Annotated in this window: 15 protein-coding genes; all 15 read right to left on the reverse strand. The window is 68.2% G+C overall.

The annotated features are described in order from the left end of the window. Positions 1–370, reverse strand: a 370-nt coding sequence (locus tag STARVERO_RS23045; protein WP_159602540.1) for a regulatory protein GemA, incomplete at its 3' end; no start/stop codon positions are given. Next, positions 367–579 (reverse strand): hypothetical protein, encoded by a 213-nt coding sequence (locus STARVERO_RS23050; protein ID WP_159602543.1) that lies wholly within the window; start codon positions 577–579, stop codon positions 367–369. The genes STARVERO_RS23050 and STARVERO_RS23045, both read right to left, overlap by 4 nt. Next, complete coding sequence (locus tag STARVERO_RS23055; RefSeq protein WP_159602546.1) at positions 579–1001, reverse strand: ASCH domain-containing protein; 423 nt, start codon at positions 999–1001, stop codon at positions 579–581. The genes STARVERO_RS23050 and STARVERO_RS23055 overlap by 1 nt, the downstream gene beginning before the upstream one ends. Further along, complete coding sequence (locus STARVERO_RS23060; RefSeq protein WP_159602549.1) at positions 1001–1270, reverse strand: hypothetical protein; 270 nt, start codon at positions 1268–1270, stop codon at positions 1001–1003. The genes STARVERO_RS23055 and STARVERO_RS23060 overlap by 1 nt, the downstream gene beginning before the upstream one ends. Further along, positions 1267–1620: a hypothetical protein gene (locus STARVERO_RS23065; protein WP_159602552.1), complete on the reverse strand. Its 354-nt coding sequence runs from the start codon at positions 1618–1620 to the stop codon at positions 1267–1269. The genes STARVERO_RS23060 and STARVERO_RS23065 overlap by 4 nt, the downstream gene beginning before the upstream one ends. After that, positions 1617–2291, reverse strand: coding sequence for a hypothetical protein (locus STARVERO_RS23070; RefSeq protein ID WP_159602555.1), 675 nt, complete (start codon positions 2289–2291; stop codon positions 1617–1619). Before STARVERO_RS23070 ends, STARVERO_RS23065 begins: the two co-directional genes overlap by 4 nt. Beyond that, positions 2288–2587, reverse strand: a complete 300-nt coding sequence (locus STARVERO_RS23075; RefSeq protein WP_159602558.1) for a hypothetical protein — start codon at positions 2585–2587, stop codon at positions 2288–2290. Before STARVERO_RS23075 ends, STARVERO_RS23070 begins: the two co-directional genes overlap by 4 nt. After that, positions 2584–2844: a hypothetical protein gene (locus STARVERO_RS23080; RefSeq protein WP_159602561.1), complete on the reverse strand. Its 261-nt coding sequence runs from the start codon at positions 2842–2844 to the stop codon at positions 2584–2586. Before STARVERO_RS23080 ends, STARVERO_RS23075 begins: the two co-directional genes overlap by 4 nt. After that, on the reverse strand, positions 2841–3158 hold the full coding sequence (locus STARVERO_RS23085; protein WP_159602564.1) for a hypothetical protein: 318 nt from the start codon (positions 3156–3158) through the stop codon (positions 2841–2843). Before STARVERO_RS23085 ends, STARVERO_RS23080 begins: the two co-directional genes overlap by 4 nt. Positions 3159–3168: 10 nt before the next feature. After that, entirely contained in the window at positions 3169–3843 is a 675-nt protein-coding gene (locus tag STARVERO_RS23090; RefSeq protein ID WP_159602567.1) for a DUF3164 family protein, read from the reverse strand. Continuing rightward, positions 3827–4168: a hypothetical protein gene (locus STARVERO_RS23095; RefSeq protein ID WP_159602570.1), complete on the reverse strand. Its 342-nt coding sequence runs from the start codon at positions 4166–4168 to the stop codon at positions 3827–3829. Before STARVERO_RS23095 ends, STARVERO_RS23090 begins: the two co-directional genes overlap by 17 nt. After that, positions 4161–4748, reverse strand: a complete 588-nt coding sequence (locus STARVERO_RS23100; RefSeq protein WP_159602573.1) for a helix-turn-helix domain-containing protein — start codon at positions 4746–4748, stop codon at positions 4161–4163. Before STARVERO_RS23100 ends, STARVERO_RS23095 begins: the two co-directional genes overlap by 8 nt. Further along, complete coding sequence (locus STARVERO_RS23105; RefSeq protein WP_159602576.1) at positions 4745–5107, reverse strand: hypothetical protein; 363 nt, start codon at positions 5105–5107, stop codon at positions 4745–4747. The genes STARVERO_RS23100 and STARVERO_RS23105 overlap by 4 nt, the downstream gene beginning before the upstream one ends. Before the next feature lie 10 nt (positions 5108–5117). After that, positions 5118–6041, reverse strand: a complete 924-nt coding sequence (locus tag STARVERO_RS23110; protein ID WP_159602579.1) for an AAA family ATPase — start codon at positions 6039–6041, stop codon at positions 5118–5120. 87 nt (positions 6042–6128) lie between these two features. Next, the coding region (locus tag STARVERO_RS23115) for a transposase domain-containing protein (RefSeq protein WP_200837959.1) at positions 6129–7215 on the reverse strand (1087 nt) is incomplete at its 5' end.

Below are 7215 nucleotides of genomic sequence, written 5' to 3' on the forward strand. Positions count from 1 at the left end.
CCCAGTTGAGGGTGGGAATGCCGGTCTGACGCTCGACGAAGGCGACGAGGGCGGTATCGCGGCGGTCGGTCACGACGCCGAGGTTCCATCCCGCTATCCAGAGCGCGCGGCACTGGCCGGCATACGGGCCGTCCAGCTTCAGGGCACCTTCGGCAAGCGGCTTTTCCTTGGCTCTTACGGGGCTCTGAGAGCCGCCTGAGAGCACCTTGAGCCGGTCGATGACGCGGCCGGCCTGATCGAGCGTCAGCTCCTTCGCCGAGCGCCGGCCGGTCTCGCGGGCGAGCAGGTCGCGGTAGCTGTCGTCGTCGAGCGCCGCCCGCGTCTTGAGCGCGTGGATGGCGCCGATCTGCTGTTTGGTCACGGTGGTCACGACTGCCTCCGCAGATTCACTTCGAGAGCAAGAATTTGCCGCGTGAGCGCGGCGATCTCGGATTCGGCGCGCAGCCGGCGGCGGCTGCGCGGGGGCATGCGGTGCATGCGGGCGGAAAGGGCCTGATGCCGGTGGGCCAGCTCGCCGAGCCGCTGCAGCTCGGGCCACGCGAACAGCGGTGCGGGAGCGGCGGGCCGGCAGCGGGGCATCAGTCGCTCCCACCGCCGGTTGGAAGCCAGCGCACGAGCACGAGGTCCTCGAACAGGGCGGCGTTGTGCGTCCGCCTCCACCACTCCCCGAAGAATTCGACCGGGCGATACCCGAGCGGGGGCGCTCCGAAGCCGTCCGCTACGGCGAAGGCGTCCGCCGCATCGCTCCGCAGGTCGAGCGCCACTCCGTTGACTTCGAGGTGGGCGAGACGGCCGGGCCGGAGGTCGACGACAACATGGTCGACGCCGACGCATCGGGGATCGGGAATGATCTTCCGGCAATGTCGCGTCCGCATGCCCGCGAAGAGCTGGATGTCTTCGCCCGGCCGGGCGTGGCGGCGGCGCGGCAGGCGGATTGTCTGCCGCTTTCGCAATGCCTCGATCTCGGCGACGAATGCGCTTTTGAAGCTGTAGGCGACCATCACGGTCCCTCCCAGCGGCCGATGACGACTTCGCCGAGCCCTCGGAGCGAGGCGATCTCCTCCGCCCTCGCCAGATCGCCGGCGATGACGGCGCCGGCGAGATAGCGGTACTCCTCGCCCTCGTTGTCGATCCGCAGTTGTGTCAGCCACACGAGGCCGCGAGCGCGCAGGAGCCGGACGGTATGGGGCTCCATGCCGTGCCGGTCGTCGTAACAAATGCCGTCCGCGAACGGCATGCGACCATGGACGTGGATCGGAGCGGGGATCATGGCGCATCTCCACCGGGAGCGGCGGCGAGCCATTCGCGCTCGCGGCCTAGTTCGCGGTCATGCGCAACGATGGCGGCGACGAGTTCCTCGATCGTCGCGAAGGACCGCACGTCGGCCTCTTCGATGATCGGCCCGCCGGCGGTGATAGCCACGTCGACGGCGCTGTCGCCGAAAGAAAAGACCCACTCGGTCTTTCCCGTCTTGCGGCGGTAAGTCTTGCGGAGCGTCACGCGCGGATCGAGCTGCGAAACGTACATCCAGACGGCATGGTCCTTAGCGTCAGCGTGGAACATGACGCGCCAACCGCCGGTGCGGAGCTTGAGCGCGAGGGCGTCGAGATCGGGTGTCATGGCGCCGCCTCCGTCTGGAGCCTCGACGTCAGCGCCGCGCGCAGACGACACTGGAACACGACCAGGGCGTCGAGTGCCGCTGCATCGCTTTCAGCTTCCGGGATGCCGGGGACAAGCAGCATCCCGGCATAACCATGCCGAGCCGCACTGCCGACGATGGTCGTCAGCAGGTTCTCCGGGCCGTCGATCACGACGATGTCCTCGCCCGGCACCGACTCGGCGATGCTGATCACTCCACGCCGGTCGGCCGAGACGAAGACATGCCGACTGCCGGCGCACGAGCTGCAGAGATCGTCCTCGGTCCAGTTGCATCCACCCCAGCACGCGTCTGACGCCGAGCAGCCGCAGCATCGGCAGATGGGGCCGAGGCGCGAGGGGATACGGGCCACCGCACCCTCGAAGAAGATCTCGCGCGGCAGGGCGTCGACGACGGCGTCCTGCAGGGCGGAGATCATCTCGGCGTCGCAGAAGCCCGCTGCTCGTGCGTAGGCTTCGGACAGGTCTGTGATTTCGTGGGCCAGTCCGTCGCCAGACTGTGCGGCTTCATTAAGCTGATCGTCGCAAGCCCATGCCGCCACCAGTTCGATGGCGATGGCGCCGATATCTGCCTGCTGTTCGGGGGAGAGCAGCGCCCATGCGGCGGAGCCCTCGATACGCGGGAGATGGCTCATGCCGCACCCCCGATCTTGATCTTCGCCGAGGCGATCCAGTTCCGCATGGCGGCGGACACGCCGCCAGTCGAGGAGGCGCGGACGCCGCCGAGGGAAAGCGCAACGTCGGCGCCTGTCTCGCGCCACCGGGCGCCCTCGGTTCGGGCGAGTTCGTCGAGGGCGGCTTCCGCCGCCCTCCGGTGCTCGCCATAGGATGCGAAGCGCTCGGAATCGATGGGGGGAAGCTGCTCAAAGGCGGTGCTGACGACGCCGACGAGGCGCCGCAGATTGGCGATGTCGAGGGGGCGCTTGCTCATGACAGCACTCCCGTGATTTCGGCGTGGGCGTCCCGGCCGGTCTTGGTGACGTCAGCCGAGGCATGCCGGCGCCGCGCGAAGCCGCGATCGAACAGCGCGTCCATGGTGGCCGGGGCGATGATCGGCCCGCTGAGCGAGCCGAAGCCCCAGCCGGCGCGGTAGCGCATCGCGCTGCCGTGCCGGACGAGCAGATCGAGCCCGGTCAGCATGGCGTCGGTGAGCTTGTGCTCACGCTGGCGATTGAGGAGCGTCGTCATGACCGCTCCTCCGCCGGCTGGGCGAGGGCCTGCCGCAGGCTCGCGCCGCTCATGTAGAGCTGATACAGCGCGTCGCCCGATGGAGTGCCGTAGCCGTAATCGCCCGGCGCGCCGAAGGCTTTCTTCAGGGCGTCGATCTGCTCGACGACCTCGCCCAGCCTGTCGATAAGGCCGCAGACGAACGCCGCGTCCGCCGCGTGGGCGAACTGGGCGACCGGGCGCCGGGTGTCGATGACGCCGACGCTGTCGCCGAACACCAAGTCGGGCCGCTGATCGCTGGTCGCCCAAGGGACGATGGTGAAAGGAGCTTTCATCGCCATGCCCTCACGCCGCCGCCGAGAGGTCGATCGTCACCGCCTGCCACGGCCCATCGGGCGTGTCGCGGCGGTGGAAGCGGATATAAGTCTTCGACCCGATGACCCGGATCGAATCCCGCAGCGCCTCCATGGCGCGCACCCAGCGGGGCTCCTCGATGGCGAGCCGCATCAGGCTGAACAGCGCCGAGCGGTTGATCTGCCCTTCCTTGTCCACGTCGAAGGTGTTGTTCACGACCGCCCGCAGTTCGTCGCCGGCGCCGGCGCCCCAGTCGGCGAGACACTCGTCGACCAGCTTCTTCGCCGCCTGCAACTCGGGGCCGAAAACGATCTGGTCGGCGACCTGGACGGTCACCTTCCTCGTCCCGTCGAACGAGGTGAGGCTGATATTGCCCTTCGCCCCGCCGACGCTGGTGCCATATTCCTGCGCCAGCATGGCCTGCAGGCTGCCGACGTCGTCGAAGCAATGGCCGCGAAACCGGCCGATCCGCGCGTTCAGCTCGATCGCGTGATCGATCATCTTGCGCACATACTCGTCGATCAGTTGATCGACCGGGCTGACGAGGGCGAGCGGGACGTGTCGGCCCTTGGCATCGGTCATGAAAGCCTTGCCGCCGAACTCGAAGGCGCCGGGCGGCAGGGCGGCGGCCGGCTCGGCCGCGATGGTTTCAGTCTGCGCGTTCATCGTTTGTTTCCTGTGGTGCGAGGGTGAGAAGGCCGAGGGCGAGCAGCCCATCGGTCAGTTCGTTTTCGTGGTGCCGACGATCGTCATCGGCGGCCTGTTCGGCCCGGAAATCGCCGCCCTTGCCGGCGACGAACATCCGTTCGCTCGCGGCCAGCATCTCGGCGGCGGACATCGCGATGTCGTGGAGGGCGCACAGCGCGTGCGCCATGCCGGCGATGTGGGTGACCGGGACACCGATCGCGCCCCGGCTGCTCTTGTGGTTGACGATGGTGCGGGCCGTGGCCAGTACCTCGGCAAGGGTCGCGTGCTGGGGCGCCTCAGACATGTCCGCCCTCCGCGATGCGCATCAGCTCGTCCAGGCGGCGATCCAGCTCGCGCCGGGCGGCGCCCTGACCGGGCGTATGCTCGGCGACGATCACCGCCGTGCGGGCACGGGCGACGGCCCGCGCGGCGGCGATGATCTCGAAAGATCGCCGGATCGACGCGAAGCGCCGTTCCGCCACCTCGACGGCATAGTCGAGCTGCGCCAGTTCGTGCGTCCGCTGCTCGATCTCGCTTTCGGTGAAGGCCAAGGCGGCGTCGGTGGCGGCGACACCGGCATGCTCGACGACGGCCTTCGCGATCTCGTCGACCTGCCGCGCGGCGTCGGGATCGGTGCCGATGCGCTCCTCGAAGCGGCGCCGCGAGTTCAGGATGGTGGTGTGATCGCGCCCGCCGAGGGCGCGTGCGATGCGCGGCATGCTGTAGCTGGTGAGCCGCGCCAAGAGGCCGACCGTGACATGGCGCGGCCATGCGACGTCCTGGCTGCGGCGAAACGAGACGATCTCGCGGGGCGTCAGGCCGAAGTAGTCGGAAACCACCTCGGTCACGAGCTTGACCGTGATCTCGGGTTCGGGCGCGTTCATGCGGCGCCTCCCGGCTCGGCCGGCCCGAACAGTGGGCGCAGCGGCAGGCGCGGCGTGAAGGCAAGCACCGTCGCGGATGGCATGGCGCTCGAGTTTTGATGTGGCGGCTCGCCCTTGCCGCGCCCGACGAGGTCGAGATCGCGGGCAACGGCCTCCATCTGCGCCAGCGTCCGCGCTCCTGCCGCGACCTCGTGGCCGAGCTGGGCGATCTTGTCGTCGACGACGATGAAGACGTTGAGCAATGCGTGCACCGCTTCCGGCGCCAGCTCCATGCCGGTGTAGAGGTAGCGCTCCATCAGCTGACGGCAGGGCTTGAGCAACTCGCGGACTTCTTCGGTCGAGGGGTGTTGCTGCAGCATGATCGCCCCCTCACGATTCGATGGTCTGAGAGGAGAGCTGCGCCCACGCACGCTCGATATGAGCGACGGTCAGGCTCGCGACCGTGCAGCCCGCGCCGAACGCGGCAAGCCGGATCACCTTGTTCATGATCCTGAGGGCTCCGGGCTTGCGCGCAATCTGCTTCAGCACCTGCAGCACGGCGGGCGCCGTGATGCCCCACGCTTCCAGCACCATGCAGATGTCGGCCGCGCGGGCGGCGTGCTGCACCTTGCGCACGCCTACGCGAGAATGCAGCTGTGCATAAGCCTGCGTCCGGCGATCGGCCGAGCCCTGCAAGGCCGTCAACATGCTCTCATTGCCGAACACGGCGATACCGCAGCCGCCGAGATCGAGTATCGTCGTGCGCAGCTGGTCGAAAGCCTTCGCTTCGAGCTGCTGGGCGTCGTCGACGATGACGAGGCCGTTCTTGCCCCGCACATGTGCCGAGATGGCGCGGGCAATGAAAGCGTTGCGCCGCTCCGAGACGCCAAGCTGCTCGGCGAGGATCGACAGGACGTTTGCCGCCTTCGCGATCGAGGGGTCGGCGGTGAGCAGCCACACATTGGTGCCGCGCTTCCGGTACTCGTCGAGCGCTGTCGTCTTGCCGATGCCGGCGCCGCCGACCAGCACCGCGAAGTCTGGGGCGGCCTGCGCGAAGGACAGCGAGGAGAAGATGTCGTGCGCCGTCGGCGTCATCAGGAAGGCGGGCGGCGACGGTAATTCGGCCGTCACACGCTCGCGCTGACGCCGCGTCTCCAGCCAGCGCTGCAGGTCGGCGGCGACGCGACTGTTGTCGCCCTTGTACGTGCCGGCGACGAACGCGGCGAGCGTGCTGGCCGCGACATTGCTTTCCCGGCCGAGCGCCTCCCACGACAGCGTCTCGGCCTCTTTGATCGCCTTCACCTCCTCGCGCACAGGGGCGTAGTCGGGGGCGGGGCTTTCCTTCGTTACATCGAGCATGATACCTACCTCTTGCTTGGACTATCGACGGCGCTGGCGGGCTCAATCGCCGGCGCCGTCCTCGTTTCGGACCACCCGAAGACGGGAGGCCGAGCGGTTGAAGCCGGTCCAGAAATCGTCTTCCGGCTCGGCTGAATTGGCGGGAGTGAGAGCCACGGCGGCGTTGCCGCGCGTGGCGATGAACGGCCGGACCACCTTGGTTTCCGGGGCCTCCGGCGCCTCGACCTTCGGCAGCAGCGCCGCCTGTTCGGCGAGCGTCAGCTTCTGCGCCGCGAGGGCGGCTTCCTTGGACTTCTTGATGAAGTCGGCGCGGGCGCGGGCGTGGATCCGCGCGGCCTCGGTCGAGAAGAAGCCCACGGCCTCGACGCATGGCGCCGCGCCGAGATAGGCGCCGTCCGGCCGGTAGATGTGGACGGGCTCCTGCAGCGCGTCGGGGTCGAAGCGCAGCGTGACCTTCCGGCCGATCTCGTTGATCAGGAACTCGGACCAGTAACGGTTGCCGGCCAGCTCGACGCTGCCGTCCGTCTTCCGCACCGAGACCAGTTCGGACGACAGCAGCAGCTTGCGCAGCTGGGCTTCGTGCGGCCGGGTGATGATGGCGGTCTCATACGATGCCGCGAATGCCTGATCGAAGGACAGGTTGCCGCCGCAAACCTTCGAACGCCGCCCGAGGCGGGCGTTGTGCTCAAGGATGCCCTCGGACACCACCTCCATGAACACGTCGAAGGGCACGGCCCGCGAGCCGTAGTTCTCGGGCTTGGCGTCGACGCTGCCGCCCGTGTAGGCGCCTTCGAACCGGACATCGCGGGAGATGTTGTGCGCGAGATCGCGCCATGCGCGTTCGATCGGCTTCGCCTGACCGTGATACGGCGTCGCCCAGTGAATCTGGCAACCGAGGGCGGTGATGATGCCTTCCGGCTCCTCGGCCTTCACCTTGAAGCGGAAGCGGTTGGGCGTGCCGCCGGTGATCTTCTTCGAGGCGAAGGCACGGCCGTTGTCGAGCAGGACATGGTCCGGCACGCCGTAGGTTTCGACCATGTCGGCGAAGGCGAGGCGAACGAGGTCCCAGTTTTCCGAGATGTCCACGCGCCACGACAGGATTTTGCCGCTGTAGATGTCCTGGAAGCCG

The organism is Starkeya nomas, from assembly GCF_902703545.1.
GTDB lineage: Bacteria > Pseudomonadota > Alphaproteobacteria > Rhizobiales > Xanthobacteraceae > Ancylobacter > Ancylobacter moscoviensis.

Bases quoted from the DNA above. Each gene is read 5' to 3' on its own strand.
- STARVERO_RS23105 (WP_159602576.1), bottom strand. From the start codon at position 5,107: ATGCTGCAGCAACACCCCTCGACCGAAGAAGTCCGCGAGTTGCTCAAG.
- STARVERO_RS23060 (WP_159602549.1), bottom strand. From the start codon at position 1,270: ATGATCCCCGCTCCGATCCACGTCCATGGTCGCATGCCGTTCGCGGAC.
- STARVERO_RS23065 (WP_159602552.1), bottom strand. From the start codon at position 1,620: ATGACACCCGATCTCGACGCCCTCGCGCTCAAGCTCCGCACCGGCGGT.
- STARVERO_RS23090 (WP_159602567.1), bottom strand. From the start codon at position 3,843: ATGAACGCGCAGACTGAAACCATCGCGGCCGAGCCGGCCGCCGCCCTG.
- STARVERO_RS23075 (WP_159602558.1), bottom strand. From the start codon at position 2,587: ATGAGCAAGCGCCCCCTCGACATCGCCAATCTGCGGCGCCTCGTCGGC.
- STARVERO_RS23085 (WP_159602564.1), bottom strand. From the start codon at position 3,158: ATGAAAGCTCCTTTCACCATCGTCCCTTGGGCGACCAGCGATCAGCGG.
- STARVERO_RS23095 (WP_159602570.1), bottom strand. From the start codon at position 4,168: ATGTCTGAGGCGCCCCAGCACGCGACCCTTGCCGAGGTACTGGCCACG.
- STARVERO_RS23080 (WP_159602561.1), bottom strand. From the start codon at position 2,844: ATGACGACGCTCCTCAATCGCCAGCGTGAGCACAAGCTCACCGACGCC.
- STARVERO_RS23100 (WP_159602573.1), bottom strand. From the start codon at position 4,748: ATGAACGCGCCCGAACCCGAGATCACGGTCAAGCTCGTGACCGAGGTG.
- STARVERO_RS23070 (WP_159602555.1), bottom strand. From the start codon at position 2,291: ATGAGCCATCTCCCGCGTATCGAGGGCTCCGCCGCATGGGCGCTGCTC.
- STARVERO_RS23055 (WP_159602546.1), bottom strand. From the start codon at position 1,001: ATGGTCGCCTACAGCTTCAAAAGCGCATTCGTCGCCGAGATCGAGGCA.
- STARVERO_RS23050 (WP_159602543.1), bottom strand. From the start codon at position 579: ATGCCCCGCTGCCGGCCCGCCGCTCCCGCACCGCTGTTCGCGTGGCCC.